Annotated in this window: 9 protein-coding genes and 1 other annotated feature; of the genes, 4 read left to right on the top strand and 5 right to left on the bottom strand. The window is 55.3% G+C overall.

The window, feature by feature from the left end:
• Positions 1 to 27: 27 nt before the first annotated feature.
• Together EDC90_RS10795 and EDC90_RS10790 are read right to left on the bottom strand one after the other, a co-directional pair.
• A complete protein-coding gene (locus tag EDC90_RS10795) occupies positions 28 to 2328 on the bottom strand; it encodes a sensor domain-containing protein (RefSeq protein WP_207903891.1) in 2301 nt (766 codons plus the stop codon).
• A gap of 226 nt (positions 2329 to 2554) precedes the next feature.
• Complete coding sequence (locus EDC90_RS10790; RefSeq protein ID WP_132311430.1) at positions 2555 to 5023, bottom strand: ATP-dependent helicase; 2469 nt, start codon at positions 5021 to 5023, stop codon at positions 2555 to 2557.
• A gap of 362 nt (positions 5024 to 5385) precedes the next feature.
• Between EDC90_RS10790 and EDC90_RS10785 the strand changes: the two genes are divergently transcribed.
• From EDC90_RS10785 to EDC90_RS10770, 4 genes are all read left to right on the top strand, one after another.
• Positions 5386 to 6510, top strand: a complete 1125-nt coding sequence (locus tag EDC90_RS10785) for an efflux RND transporter periplasmic adaptor subunit (RefSeq protein ID WP_132311402.1) — start codon at positions 5386 to 5388, stop codon at positions 6508 to 6510.
• 65 nt (positions 6511 to 6575) lie between these two features.
• A complete protein-coding gene (locus EDC90_RS10780) occupies positions 6576 to 9704 on the top strand; it encodes an efflux RND transporter permease subunit (protein ID WP_432420001.1) in 3129 nt (1042 codons plus the stop codon).
• A gap of 172 nt (positions 9705 to 9876) precedes the next feature.
• The gene (locus EDC90_RS10775; protein ID WP_132311398.1) at positions 9877 to 10461 is read left to right on the top strand and encodes an OmpA family protein; all 585 of its coding nucleotides are present in this window, start codon (positions 9877 to 9879) and stop codon (positions 10459 to 10461) included.
• 177 nt (positions 10462 to 10638) lie between these two features.
• The gene (locus tag EDC90_RS10770) at positions 10639 to 11289 is read left to right on the top strand and encodes an OmpA family protein (protein ID WP_132311396.1); all 651 of its coding nucleotides are present in this window, start codon (positions 10639 to 10641) and stop codon (positions 11287 to 11289) included.
• Between the two features lie 265 nt (positions 11290 to 11554).
• Here the strand turns inward: EDC90_RS10770 and EDC90_RS10765 are convergent, their stop codons facing one another.
• From EDC90_RS10765 to tlpA, 3 genes are all read right to left on the bottom strand, one after another.
• Complete coding sequence (locus EDC90_RS10765; protein ID WP_132311394.1) at positions 11555 to 12409, bottom strand: universal stress protein; 855 nt, start codon at positions 12407 to 12409, stop codon at positions 11555 to 11557.
• An 11-nt stretch (positions 12410 to 12420) separates the two neighbouring features.
• Entirely contained in the window at positions 12421 to 13926 is a 1506-nt protein-coding gene (locus EDC90_RS10760) for a SulP family inorganic anion transporter (protein WP_132311392.1), read from the bottom strand.
• Between the two features lie 79 nt (positions 13927 to 14005).
• Positions 14006 to 14061, bottom strand: a sequence feature (sul1 is cis-regulatory element that is thought to sense ions involved in sulfur or methionine metabolism; They are found in Alphaproteobacteria).
• Between the two features lie 204 nt (positions 14062 to 14265).
• Complete coding sequence (gene tlpA / locus EDC90_RS10755) at positions 14266 to 14937, bottom strand: thiol:disulfide interchange protein TlpA (protein ID WP_132311390.1); 672 nt, start codon at positions 14935 to 14937, stop codon at positions 14266 to 14268.
• Positions 14938 to 14946 lie beyond the last annotated feature (9 nt).

The raw sequence follows: 14946 nt of genomic DNA, 5'->3' as shown, positions 1-14946 counted from the left end.
CAATCGCACATGGCAGGGCCGCTCTTTTCAGTTCAGCTCGTCCAGATAGTCGGTCGCCCTTTGCGGTTTTCCAAACAAGAATCCCTGCAGGCAGTCGCAGCCGCGCGAACGCAGCCATTTAACCTGTTCCTCAGTCTCCACCCCTTCCGCCACAACAATAAGGTTCAGATGCCGGGCCATGGCTATAATGAATTCGACCAGCGAAGTTGCATTGGCTTCATGCGGAATGCCAGCGATGAAGGTTTTGTCGATTTTCAGCTCATCGAGCGGCAATTGTTTCAGGTAAATCAGCGCAGAATAGCCAGTTCCGAAATCATCGATAGACAGGCGAACGTTCAGCGCGCGGATGTCGTGGAGCTGCGCTAGTGCAAGATCGAAATTCGCGATCATCAGGCTTTCAGTCATCTCCAGCGTCAGATGGGATGGATCGAACCGGTAGCTCTGCAGAATGCAGGCTAGATCTCGAACAAAGTTTTCCTGAAGCAGTTGCTGAACCGAAACGTTGACTGATACGTGCAGGTCCTGATGCTGGCTTAACAATCGTGCGGCTTCCTCAAGGATCCAGGTTCCTATCGGCAGGATCATTCCGGTGCTTTCGGCAATGTCGATGAATTCTTCCGGACTTATGATGCCACGTTCTTCGTGCTCTATGCGCAAAAGCACCTCGAAGTGTCGGGCGGCTCCGCGCTGGCAGACCTTTGGCTGGAGGAATAGCCGGAACATATCTTGGTTGAGTGCGCGCTCCAGCAGGCTTTCCACTTCAAAATTCTCGACAACGGAGTGAACCATGTCTGACGTGAACCAGGAAACACTGCCGCGGCCCTTGTTCTTGGCAGCATGCATCGCCAGATCTGCCCGCTTGAGAAACTCGCCCGGGTCGGAGGCCTCTGGACTGATCAGAACCGCACCGATGCAGGCGCTCGTACTGATGTGCCGTCCGCTTAAGATCGCTTTTCCGGAAATACGGCTTTGCAGCGCATCGACGATCTGTTCAGCCTGCGTTTGTGCTTCGTCATAGTCATGCCCAAGCGCCGTCATCACCACAAGGAAGGCATCGCTGGAGAGGCGTGCAACAAAGCCGTTTCCTGCGACCATGTCTTTAAGGCGGTTGGCTGCGGTGATTAACAGCTGGTCTGCAACATCGTGCCCGAAAATCGAATTTACGCCTGAAAAATTATCAAGATCGACAACGGCAAGGGCAATGAACTGGCCACGCTCACGATGGGCGGAGAGGTAGGCCGAAAGCAGTTCGATCGCTTTCACGCGGTTCGCGAGCTGTGTAAGCGGGTCATAGTATGCGAGCATCTCAATGCGTGCCTCGTTGGTCCGCCGCTCAGTGATGTCGCGCCAGACGCTGACGGATCCAAGCCTTTCGCCGGTCGTGTCGGTGACCGGTGCTTTGATCATTTCAAGCGTGTATTCACGGCCTGCCGGATTGACGACATTGGCTTCATTGATCAGCTTGTCCTGATTTTCAACCTTCGAGAAAATCTGCTGACTCAAAAGCGTATTGTTGAGATCGCCAAAGATTTCACGGTCCCGTTTTCCAACGATTGTTTCGCTGGGCATTCCAACAAAATCTGCGGCTGCCTGGTTGCAGGCAGCCATCGTGCCGTCATTGCGCTTGAAGTAAATCTGGTCCGGGATTGCATCAATAACGACGCGCAAGAGGAGGTGTTGCTGCCCAAGCTGCTTTGCAAGACGCCGGTTTCGTACCATGTTTCGTGCGAGTATGAGAACGATGATTGCCAGAATGGCAATGGCGCTGATCATGGTCAGCGTAAGCAGGTTGTTGGTGAGCTCAAGCTGCTGGGCCTTGTTCTCAATCGCGTCTTCCAGATTTGACGAATAGGATTCAACACCGTCATCGATTTTGGGCTGCGATTGCGGCGATGCAACAAGCGACATCAGCAGATCGCGGTTTGCAATCCGAACAGGCCAGGACGTTACGTGAACCGTATGAATGGAGCCATCGGCGAAGCGGTGCGGGAAAAGAAAATCGTTCGCGGTACCGGCTTCTATTTTCCCGATCTCCTCCTCAATCTGAGCCACAGACATAGGATTGAGCTCGGTCATCGGCATGTTGATCAATCGCGTATTTGGCCAGCCATAAAATCTGGAAGCCGCGTTGTTGGCGGCGATGATCAGTCGAGCTTCGGGATCTAAAATAAGGATTGCAACGGGGCTTTTATCGATCAGGGCGGAAATCCGCGCTCTGAAAGACTGCGCCTGAACTGGCGGAGCACAAAAAAGAAGTACGAAAATAAGGAGCAGAAATGAGCAACTAACCAACGTCCTGCGGACAGAGGGGTCTGCTTTTCCTGCCATCGCTGTCATTGTTTCCGCCGCCGCCTCATAACAATCTCATCTTCCGTCGAAACCGCCGCACCTCAGCACCGTTACGATACTAGAGGTAAATAACGCCTAACGAAAAGGCTCAATATGCGGGGCCCGATAGTATTTGCATGCTCGAGTATTTATGAATTCTGAACGGAGAGCCAGAAACCTGTGTGAAATTGACAACAAAGATTTCCACATGCGTCGATGATCAGGTTCAAGGGGAGTCGACCGGTTTGACAAAACCATCCAGAACGCGCTTTTGTCCGGCTTTGTCAAAATCGATTGTCAGCTTGTTGCCTTCGATAGAGGCTATGTTTCCATTACCAAACTTAAGGTGGAAAACCCTGTCTCCGACCGAGAAGCGTGAGCTGCCTGTCTCCACAGACCGTGCCACAAGTTCGCCATCAATGGTTTGTCCCTTGGGCCCGCTCTCACCGTAGCCGATACGTTCGACTGCATGGCCGGAACGGGTACCCCAGTTATCACGCGTGGCATCTGAACGGTTCGATTGTGCCCGTTTCCAGCCTGGTGTTGCGTAAGTATTGGAAAACGGTTCTGAGCGGTCGAATCGCGACTGCCCATAGCCACCATAGGAAACGTCGGTTTCTCCGACTTCGACATGATCTTCCGGCAACTCATCCAGAAAACGCGATGGCATCGTTGACTGCCAGAGACCGTGAATGCGCCGGTTGGCAACAAACCAGATGTGGCAGTTCCGTTTTGCTCGGGTTAGCCCGACATAGGCGAGGCGACGTTCTTCTTCGAGGCCTGCACGCCCGCTTTCATCCAGCGCGCGCTGGTGTGGAAAAAGACCTTCCTCCCATCCCGGCAGGAAAACGGTTCCAAATTCGAGGCCTTTGGCGGAGTGCAGTGTCATGATCGACACAGCATCCATATCCTCACTCTGGTCGGTATCCGTCACCAGAGAGATATGCTCCAGAAAGCCGCGCATGCTTTCAAAACCTTCCATGGAGCGTATGAGCTCTTTCAGATTTTCCAGCCTGCCCGGCGCTTCGGCCGAGCGGTCATTCTGCCACATTTCCGTATAGCCGCTTTCCTCCAGAATCTGTTCTGCCAGCTCGGTATGCGGTGTGGTTTCCAGCAACTCCTGCCATCGCTGAAACTGGGTCACCACATCATAAAGCGCTTTGCGCGGCTTTGGCTTCAACTCGTCGGTTTCGGAAAGCTCGCGCGCGGCTGCGAGCATCGGGATGCCACGCGCACGGGCATAGTCGTGCACCTTGCGTACGGATGCGTCACCAAGACCACGTTTGGGTGTGTTGATGATGCGTTCGAGCGCCAGATCGTCTGCCGGCTGGCAGGTCAGGCGGAAATAGGCGAGGGCGTCGCGCACTTCGAGGCGCTCATAAAACCGTGGACCGCCAATCACGCGATAATTCAGGCCAAGCGTTACAAAACGATCTTCAAACTCGCGCATCTGAAATGAGGCGCGAACGAGAATCGCCATATCGTTCAGGTTTTCGCCATTACGCTGAGCCTGTTCGATTTCTTCACCGACAGCGCGTGCCTCTTCTTCCGAATCCCAGGCAGCGTGAACCTGAACCTTGGCCTCGTCGGGGTCTGAGTGTTCAGTGAACAGCGTTTTGCCCAGACGCCCGTCATTGTGTGAAATCAGATGTCCAGCCGCGCCCAGAATATGGGCTGTTGAGCGATAGTTCCGTTCCAGCCGGATCACTCTTGCGCCTCGGAAATCTTTCTCGAAACGCAGAATGTTATCGACTTCTGCGCCACGCCAGCCATAAATCGACTGATCGTCATCACCAACGCAGCAGATATTGATCGGAGCGCCATCGCCATCCGGGCGCTGCGCCAACAGCCGAAGCCACATATATTGGGCCGTGTTGGTGTCCTGATATTCATCGACCAGGATATAGCGGAAGCGCCGATGATACTCTTTTAGAATATCCGGGTTCTCGCGAAAGATGCGGATCGGGTGCAGAAGAAGGTCGCCAAAGTCGCACGCGTTCAGTGTTTTCAGCCGGTCCTGATAAGCCTGATACAGTTGCCGGCCCTTACCATTGGCAAAAGCGCGGGCATCACCTTCGGCAATCATTTCCGGGGTCAGGCCCTTGTTCTTCCAGCCGTCAATCATCGATGCAAACTGGCGGGCAGGCCAGCGTTTGTCATCAAGACCTTCGGCCTGAATCAGCTGTTTGATCAGCCTGATGACATCGTCGGTGTCCAGAATGGAGAAGTCAGATCGCAAGCCGGCCATCTCTGCGTGTCTGCGCAGAAATTTCACGCCGATCGAATGGAAGGTGCCAAGCCACGGCATGCCTTCAACGGCGCCCCCCACAAGCATGCCAATGCGCTCTTTCATCTCCCGCGCGGCCTTGTTGGTGAATGTCACCGCAAGGATCTGGCTGGGATAAGCACGGCCGGATGCCAGAATGTGGGCAATGCGCGTGGTCAGAACCCGCGTCTTGCCGGTGCCTGCACCTGCAAGAACGAGCAATGGGCCTTCCGTGGTTTCTACAGCGTCACGCTGCTCGGGGTTCAGCCCGGCCACATAATCGGGAACCTCCGGCTGGCGCCGCGCGGCCATGGCGCGGGCAGCAAGGCCGCCGGGTTTGGCGCCACTGCCTGAAGCCTCGGGCCGGGCTGCACGTGCCGGATCATCATCATCATCGAAAAAGGGTATGTCGTCGCCACCATGAATCATGCGCGGCAATCTAATGCTTCCATCGCGATTGCGAAAGACCATCGGAAGCCAGAAGAACAAAATAAGCACATGTTCGATGAGGTCTACACAAAAATGTGTTTGGGGAACTGTTTAGAAGACCGCCGCACTGCGCTCTTTATTCAGGCTATTTAAATCTCAGCAGGCGTCATAATGCGCTGAAAGTCAGTCACATTGTTTGTTCACGAAAATGGCCCGCTATGTTGGTTTCTGATTACAATTTCGTCAGAAAGGCGGATGTCTCTTGATTTGATAAAAGCTGACAGTGATACTCCACACCACGAAATTTCCGTATTGCACAAATAGATGCTTACGCCGTCACCTATACCCAGCAGAGGTTATAAATGCGTCTTTATCAACAGGCTGCCATCAGTCTTGCTGTTCTGGCTGTCGGAGCCGGTGCCTGGCTCTTTCTTGCGCCCGATGGGCGAGAGGTTTTAGCCCGGCTCGATATCATTGACGGTGCTCCCGCATCTTCTGGCCCTCCCGGTGGTTTCGCCTTTGCAGGCGGCGGCGCGGTCCAGGTGGTCACGCATCCGGCAGAAACAGGCAAGGTGAATGACCGGTTGACTGCCATAGGTGATGGCAAGGCGCTGCAGTCCGTGACGCTCACGCCTGAGCAGGCGGGGACAGTGACGGATGTGAAGATTGAATCAGGCGAGCATGTTAAGAAGGGAGAGCTCTTGATCCAGTTGGATCAACGAGAACAGGTGCTTGCACGCGATCAGGCGGAAGTGGCTCTGCAGAGTGCGCAGCGGCAGGCCGAGGTCAATCGCAGGATCAAGAATTCGATTTCCGATCTCGAACTCTACAAGGCTGAAATCGCAGAGCGTTCTGCAAAACTGGATCTCGACGCTGCCGAACTGGATCTGACCCGCCGCCAGGTTACGGCACCATTTGATGGTGTTGCAGGTATTATCGTCGTCAACAGCGGTGACTATGTCACCACTTCGACCGAACTGATGACCATTGATGATCGTTCGGCAATTCTTGTCGATTTTGCTGTCCCCGAACGCTTCGCAGCCACGATCAAGCGCGGTCAGCCCGTCGAGGCGCGGCCCATTTCGGCTTCCAACAGGGTGTTTAACGGTGTGGTTCAGGCTGTCGATAACCGCATTGACGCGGCCAGCCGCACGTTCACAGTGCGCGCTCGTATCGACAACCCGGATGATGCCTTGCGCGCAGGCATGTCTTTCCGTGTGACCATGCAGTTTGACGGTGATGATTACACCGCGGTCCGGCCCCTCGCCATCCAGTGGGATTCTTCCGGCGCTTATATCTGGGTGAATGCCGATGGTAAGGCTGAAAAGCGCCGCGTGGCGATCGTCCAGCGCAATCCCGATTTTGTGCTTGTCGACGGCGAGGTTGAGACGGGCGATGAGGTGATTGTTGAAGGCATTCAGCGCCTCCGCGATGGCGTCGACGTCCGTATGGCCTCAGAGGCCGCCGCCAGCAAACAGTCGTCGTGACGGAAGGGATCGAAATGAGCGATAATGAGACGCCCCGTCCGGATGAGCAGGAAAGAAACGAGAGCCTGACTGACGAGGACCTGAAAGAGACCGCACTGAATGATCAGCATGGTTTCACGGCGCTTTTTGTCAGGCGTCCGGTTCTGGCCTTCGTTTTCAATGCACTGATTGTTGTAGCCGGTCTTGCTGCGTTCTTCGGCGTTGAGGTGCGAGAACTTCCGGATGTCGACCAGCCAGTCATTACGATCAGGACATCTTATTCCGGAGCTTCGCCGGAAACAGTTGATCAGGAAGTGACTGCGGTTATTGAAGGTGCAGTGGCGCGGGTCTCGGGTCTTCAGGCTGTGTCCTCACAATCGGAGACCGGTTCCAGCCGCGTGACGCTGGAGTTTTCCAAAAGCACGGACACAAATGTCGCCGCCATGGATGTGCGCGATGCGGTCGGCTCCGTTCAGGGGCGTTTGCCCGATGATGCCGATGACCCGCGTGTTGTGAAGGCTGATTCAGACAGTCAGCCCGTTGTGCGGCTGGCGGTCATATCGCAGAACCTCGATCTTGATGAACTGACCAGGCTGGTCGAGGACGAGATTGAAGACAAGCTGGCTGCCGTGCCCGGTGTGGCTGATGTCGAGGTCTACGGGGACCGTTCGAAGATCTTCAGAGTCGATATCAATCAGGCAGCGCTGGTGAGCCGTGGCCTGACGATTGCAGATCTGGGGGCGGCTCTCGATAATGTTTCATGGGATGTTCCTGCCGGTAACCTCACCAGCACCACACAGGCACTCAGTGTGCGGGCAACCGCCGACGTTAAGACGCCGGAGGCTTTTGAAAATCTGCTGATCGCAGATCATGTTCGTCTCAGGGATGTGGCGACAGTTACCTTCGGTCCGGATACAGCCTCGACAGCGCTGCGCTATAATGGGCAGGCTGGCATTGGTATCGGCGTTATCCGGCAGGCAAAATCGAACACGCTGGAGATTTCCAATGGTGTTCGCAAAGTCGTGGACGAGCTTTCCAAGACACTCCCGGATGGCACTTCTTTGCATATTTCCAGTGATGATGCGATTTTCATTTCCGGTTCGATTGACGAGGTCGTGCGCTCGCTGGTGCTGGCTTCGCTGATTGTCGTTGCCATCATCTTTCTGTTCCTGCGCGATTGGCGCGCGACGATCATTCCGGCGATCACACTGCCAGTGGCGCTGATCGGAACACTGGCCGCGATCTATGTCGCGGGCTTTTCCGTCAATATTCTGACATTGCTCGCGATTGTGCTGGCGACAGGTATGGTTGTCGACGATGCCATTGTGGTGCTGGAGAATATCGTGCGTCTGCGCTCCAGGGGCATGGGGCCGCGAGCTGCTGCGGTCATCGGGACGCGGGAAGTCTTTTTTGCGGTCATAACCACGACCGCAACGCTTGCCGCGGTTTTTGTTCCTCTTTCATTTCTTCCAGGACAGGCCGGTGGCCTTTTCCGTGAATTCGGTTTTGTGCTCGCCTTTGCGGTTCTTCTGTCATCGTTTGTGGCGCTGACGCTTTGTCCGATGCTCGCTTCCCGAATACTGGTAGAGCACAAACATGGTAAGCCGGGGCTACTTGCACGTTTCGGCATGGGCTTTGCAAAGGTTTATGAACTGACGCTGCGGTGGGCTCTTGGTGCGCCGATGGTGGTGCTGGCCCTTGGTGCGCTTTTGATGTTCGGTGCTTATTTAGCTTACGCCAATATTACGTCAGAGCTTTTGCCGCGTGAAGACCGGTCCGTCCTGCTGATGCGTGTCTCCGCGCCGCAAGGCGCAAGTCTGGAATATACCCGCGACCGGATCAGCCAGGTTGAGGAGCGGCTTCAGCCTTTGCTGGATAGTGGTGAAATCGAGAGCGTCTTTTCCATTTCCGGCTTTGGCAACAACACGAATTCCGGCTTTATGGTGATGTCTCTCGCACCCTGGGATGAACGTGTTCGCTCACAGGATGAGATAGCGCGCGATGTCAACCGCGCCGCCTCTGAAGTGCCTGCTGTTCAGGCCTTTGCCTTCCAGCCAAATTCGCTGAATATCCGTGGCGCGGGCAATGGTCTCAGTTTTGCGCTTGTGGGGGCAGGCCATGCCAGGCTGGCCGAGGCGGCCGATGCCCTCCTCACTAAAATGCAGGAAGACCCGACGTTTTCCAATCCGCGCCTTGGTAGTGAGACAACGCAGGCGCAAATATCTATTTCGGTTGATCGTGAGCGTGCTGCCGATCTGGGGGTCAATATTTCCGGGCTTTCGGCCGCTCTCAGGGCGTTGCTTGATGGCGACGCCGTTTCCGAAGTCTTTATCGATGGCGATTCCTACGATGTGAAGCTGCAGGCCGAGACCTACAAGCTCAATGACCCGACTGATCTTGAGAATATTTTCCTGCAGACCGGTGACGGCCGGATCGTACCAATGTCGACCATCGCGACCATGACCGAACGTGCAATTGCCCCGACGCTGGAGCGCGAGCAGCAGCTTTCTGCTGTTTCCATGTCGTCCAACCTTGGGCAGGGCGTTGCGCTTGGTGATGCATATGCCCACGTTGTAGAGCTGGCGGAGCCTCTGTTGCCACCGGGTGCTTATGTCATGGCGCAGGCTGAGGCGGCGGCCCTGGATGAAAACTCTTCCGGTATGGCAATGGTGATTGGGTTTGCGTTGATCATCGTTTTTCTTGTGCTTGCGGCTCAGTTTGAAAGCCCGTGGAGTGCGCTGATTATTCTGGCGACCGTTCCTTTTGGCATTGGCTGTGCCCTTCTGGCGATGCTGCTGACGGGAACGTCTCTCAATATCTATTCGCAGATCGGTCTGGTGCTGCTGATCGGCGTGATGGCTAAAAACGGCATTCTGATCGTTGAATTTGCCAATCAGCTGCGCGACCGTGGCGAAAGCGTGCGCGACGCCATCGAGCACGCGACGAAACTTCGCCTTCGTCCGGTGATGATGACGATGATTTCAACTGTACTCGGTGGCATACCGCTGGTGCTGGCTTCAGGTGCCGGTGCTGAGGCCCGTGTCGCGCTTGGCTGGGTGATTGTCGGTGGCCTTGGGCTGGCAACGATTGTTACCCTTTATGTGACCCCGGTCGCTTATCTCCTGCTGGCTCGCTTCTCGAAACCGAAAGCGGATGAAGAGCGACGGCTGAATGAAGAAATGCATCAGGCAGGACAGGTCGTGCACGGATCGTAAATATGGTTAACAAATCCTGAAGCCGTTATAAATACGCGGCATCAGGCCTTCCTGTGGCTGTAGCCAAATTTTAAAAGGTCAAAACTATTTGCCAAAAACACCGTCATGCTGTTGGAATAATGTAATATTAAGTCTTTGAGTTAGCACATATCTATTCCTGGAAGGGGGAACAATGCTCAAGAAACTGACGCTCATGGCATTCAGCGCGGCACTTCTGGCCGGTTGTGCATCAAGTGGTTCATCAGACATGAACGCCGCTGACGAAGTTGTTGCGACAACGGTGACGGTATCTGATGTCGGCGACTATATGGATCAGCAGGAAGCGGAATTCCGCCAGCAGCTTAAGGGTACGGGTGTCACCATCATCCGCACCAAGAATTATCTCGTGATCGTTATGCCGTCGAGCATCACGTTCGCCAGTGACAAGTACAATGTCGTTCCGGAATTCTACCCGGCACTGGATACCGCGGCGGCACTGCTGCGCAAGTACAGCGCCACAAATATCGATGTAAACGGCTACACCGATTCCACCGGTTCCGATGCGCATAATCTGAAACTCTCGCAGCAGCGTGCAAACTCCGTTGCAGGCTATCTGATCCAGCAGGGTGTCAGCCCGCAGCGCATCATGCCGGTCGGCTATGGTGAAGCGGATCCGGTCGCGACCAACTCGACCAAGGAAGGTCGTGCGGAAAACCGCCGTGTCGAGATCAAAATCGCCCCGCCGAAACCTGCTTCGGAGCAGATGGCGAAGAACTAAGCCATCTTGAAAGTGCATGTTGACGGGGGGCACTTGCCTCGAAACGAGGTGCCTTGGCGATGTGCAATCCCGTGGTATAAGAGCAGGCTTGATATTCACCTATCAGGCCTGCCTTAATGCAGGCGTGATATTAGGGTTCATGCTCCTGTGCGCAGAGCGTTTCAATTGAGGGTTAAAATGCTTAGGAAGATGATGATCGTGGCCGCCGGCACTGCATTTCTGGTCGGCTGTACAACAACTGACCCATATACAGGCCAGACCGTGAACAACAATACCGGTACCGGTGCTCTGGCTGGTGGCGCTCTTGGTGCGCTGGCAGGGCTGGCTGTCGGTGGTGATGCGAAAGGCGCGGCAATCGGCGGCGCTCTGGGCGCGATCGCCGGCGGCGGTGTCGGCGCCTACATGGACAGTCAGGAGCGGGAATTCCGCCGCGCTCTGGCCGGAACAGGTGTAACGGTCGTCCGTAACGGCGATCGTCTGACACTGATTATGCCGTCCAACGTCACCTTCCCGACGGATGGATACACAATCCTGCCGAATTTCTATAACGCCCTGAATGGTGTGGCCATGGTCTTGAAGAAATATGACCGCACGGCCATTAACGTGAATGGCTATACAGATTCGACCGGCCCGGCAGACTATAACGAGCAGCTTTCACAGCGCCGTGCCAACAGCGTTGGGAACTATCTGATCCAGAGCGGTGTGGGGGCGAACCGGATTTCAGCTGTCGGTTTTGGTGAAAGCAACCCGATTGCATCGAACAGCACGCCGGAAGGCCGCGCGCAAAATCGCCGCGTTGAAGTGCAGATCTCTGCGGTCAAAATGTAACCGGCGGAAGTTTTCCGGTCTCTTACCTGAACGACGAAAGGCGCCCTGCGGGGCGCCTTTTTCGGTCTATCTGCCGGGGCTGCCTGCTGGCTTCCTGTGCCTCCAATGCCATATCTGCTCGAGGCTATTGATGCAAAGCCTCGGAATATCCGGGAGAGGGGGCATCCAAACGCAAAACCCGTCGAAGAATCGACGGGTTTTCAAAAGGTCTGAAGCAGTAACTTTTCTGCCGGGGCATTTTCGGGCGACCGGTAGCAATAAAGTTTCAGCGCACCAGCAGAACGGGGATCTTGCAGGCGCGCAGAACCGCGGTCGTTGTCGAGCCGATCACGAGGGTCCGGATGCGCGAGTGCCCATAGGCGCCCATGACCAGAAGGTCTGTCTTTTCCGAGGCCGCAACGTCTTCAATTACACCCTCTGCCTCGCCGGGTCTGATGACGAGCTTTGGTTCGACATTGCCATCCTCCAGGCGCTTGACCGCTTTGGCGGCTTTTTCAGCGAGGGCATCACCCTCTTTGCAAACGGCCAGAAGAGTGCAGTTCGCTCCTTCCAGAATGTGGCTGTTGGCAACGCGCTCAACGGCCTTATCCGCGCTCTGGCCGCCATCATAGGCGATCATAACGTTGGAAATCGGTTTGAATGCGCGGGCTGCCACAAAGACCGGACGATTGGCGGCGCGCACGGCGCGCTCCAGGTTGGAGCCCAGATGACCGGAGGCAAAATCCACCCCTTCACCGCGCTTGCCAATAACGATCACAGTGCTTTCTGCATCCGTGTCCTGAATCGCTTCGACGAAATCACCATTCCGAAGTTTCATGGTGACGTCGTTGACACCATCGGCAATCAGACGTTCGCGGGCGCTTTCCAGAAGAAGTCGACCGCGCTTCTGTGCCAGTCTGGCGTTCTGGGCGTCAAGATCGGCCAGCTCTTCCAGAAGAGCGGAACGTGCACCAAGACCGATGGAGCCGGACAGGTTGGCAGGTGCTGTGCTGGCATGCGCGCGCTCCAGAACATGGACCAGTTCGACCGGAAGGTCGACCTTTTTGGCCATCCATGCGGCATGGTCGCACACGCTTTCTGCATAAGTCGAGCCGTCGACAAAGGCTGTCAGTTTATCCAATTTCGCCTCCCTTAATGGCCGCTTTGATTCATGAAGTCTTCAAGCGCGCCGGGCTTATCGTGAACGGCAAGCCTGTCAACCATTGTGGCGCTGGCTTCATTCAGCCCGACGATCTCGACGTCGGCACCCTCGCGCCGGAATTTCAGCACTACCATATCGAGCGCCTGAACACTTGATATATCCCAAATATGCGCGCGCGATACGTTAATTGTAACCTTTTCAAGGGCTTCCTTGAAATCGAAGGCATTGTTGAAGTCTTCGACCGAAGCGAAAAACATCTGGCCTTCAACATAATAGGTGCGTTCCCGGCCATCTGCCGAGGCTTCAGAGCGTACACGGAAAAGCTGGGCGATCTTCCAGGCGAAGAAGATGCCGGAGAGGAGAACGCCGGTCAGAACACCGATGGCGAGGTTATGTGTGGCAACAACCACGGCGACGACGGCCAGCATGACAGCGGACGATGAGCGCGGGTGGCTCTTCAGGTCTTTGATTGAAGACCAGGAAAAGGTGCCGATCGATACCATGATCATGACGGCGACCAGCGCCGGCATCGGGATCTGACGAACCCACTGATCAAGAACGACAACGAGAATCAGAAGAACGGCGCCTGCGATGAAGGTGGAGAGGCGGCCCCGGCCACCGGATTTCACATTGATCATCGACTGGCCGATCATGGCACAGCCTGCCATGCCGCCGATGAAGCCGGTGCAGAAGTTGGCAATACCTTGTCCAACGCATTCCTGATTGCGGTTGGATCGTGTGTCCGTCAGATCGTCAATCAGCTGTTCGGTCATCAGGCTTTCAAGCAGGCCGACAACGGCGACTGCCAGAGAGTAGGGCAGAATGATCATCAGTGTATCAAGCGTCAGCGGCACCATCGGCAGGTGGAAAACCGGGAAGCTTTCCGGCAATGCGCCCATGTCTCCCACATTGCGCACATCAAACTGAAAGATCATCGTTAAAACCGTGATGACGATGATGGCGACCAGAGGAGAGGGAACCGCATTCGTCAGGCGAGGCAGGAGGTAGATGATGGCCAGTGCGCCTGCGACCAGAACATAGGTCATCCAGGTCACATTGGTCAGCTCCGGCAGTTGCGCCATGAAGATGAGGATTGCCAGAGCATTCACGAAGCCGGTCATCACCGATTTCGAGACAAAGCGCATCAGGCTTCCAAGCCTCAGAATTCCGAAGATCACCTGAAGGATACCGGCAAAGACAGTGGCCGCCAGAAGATATTCGAGACCGTGACCGGCAACCAGCGGCGTCATGAGAACGGCCGTCGCCGCGGTTGCTGCCGAAATCATGCCCGGGCGACCGCCGACAAAGGCAATGATCACTGATATCGAGAACGACGCGAAAAGGCCGACCTTGGGGTCAACGCCTGCAATGATGGAAAAGGCAATGGCTTCCGGGATCAGTGCCATTGCGACGACAAGGCCAGACAAGACATCGGCGCGCGGGTTGCCGAACCATTCCTGACGGTATTGCGTGAGAGAAAAGTGTTTAGCTGTCATCAAAAATCCCTGAAAAATCTGTTTCCGGCAATGGTTGTCAAAACGCGTTGCCAGATTGCTTAAAAAAACAGGTTTCAAAGGTTGTCCGGCGGATCGGCGGCCGGAAGAGCCACCCGGAATTTCACCGGGTCCAGGGTTCATTGATGACAGTCAATAAAGACCGGAGGCGCTCAGGGCAAGGTTTGCAGCGCAAAATGTGGCCGAAAGCGGGCGGAACTGAACCTTTCAGGCGCACTCCATTGTCTTCGATGTGAGCTTTCAGGAGGTTTTCCTTTCGGGGCAGACCGATGAGACTGGAGTGACCAAGCTTCAGCACTCACCGAAGTCTCCGAATGAACATTAATTTGAGCTGTCTGAGCTTAAAGCCTTGCTTACCAGTGTCTTGGCATCTTCGCTCGCCCATTCTGCCGGTCCGTTCATGGAGCCCAGCAAGCAGCCATTTTCATCAATGAGGAGCGTCGCCGGAAGACCGAATGCGAGGCCGTCCTTTTTCAGTGTATTGAAGGTTTTCATCGTTTCATCGCGATAAAACGCCAGAGACTGAATACCGATCTCGTCCATGAAACTGACCGGCTTTTCATCCGATCCGGTATCGATATTGACGGCGACGACCTCGAAAACATCCGATCCCAGTTCGCGCTCCAGAGCATCGAGAGCGGGCATTTCTTCCCGGCACGGCACACACCATGTTGCCCAGAGGTTCATCAGCACTGTTTTGCCGCGGAAGGCGGAAAGGGACGTCTCGCCGTTCTGATCACGAAAGTTGAGGTCGGTCATGGGGCGCGGTTCATCAGCCACCACGAATGCCGCAACTTCGCCTGTTGCCAGTGGTCTCAGGGTTTCTGCAGTTTTCGCCGCCGTTTCGCATTGTTGCGCCGAAGCGGTTTTGGTGCCATTGCCAGTTAAGGTATTTTTCACGTATACCGCGACAGCACCGGCGGCAACGCCGGCTATCAGCGCAATCAAAACCAGTTTGGCGTAGATCAGGCCGGCACGGCTTTTCTTCGTCATGTTATTCTC

Source organism: Martelella mediterranea (genome assembly GCF_004342225.1).
Lineage (GTDB): Bacteria > Pseudomonadota > Alphaproteobacteria > Rhizobiales > Rhizobiaceae > Martelella > Martelella mediterranea_B.
This window is presented reverse-complemented; position numbering and strand designations above follow the sequence as displayed.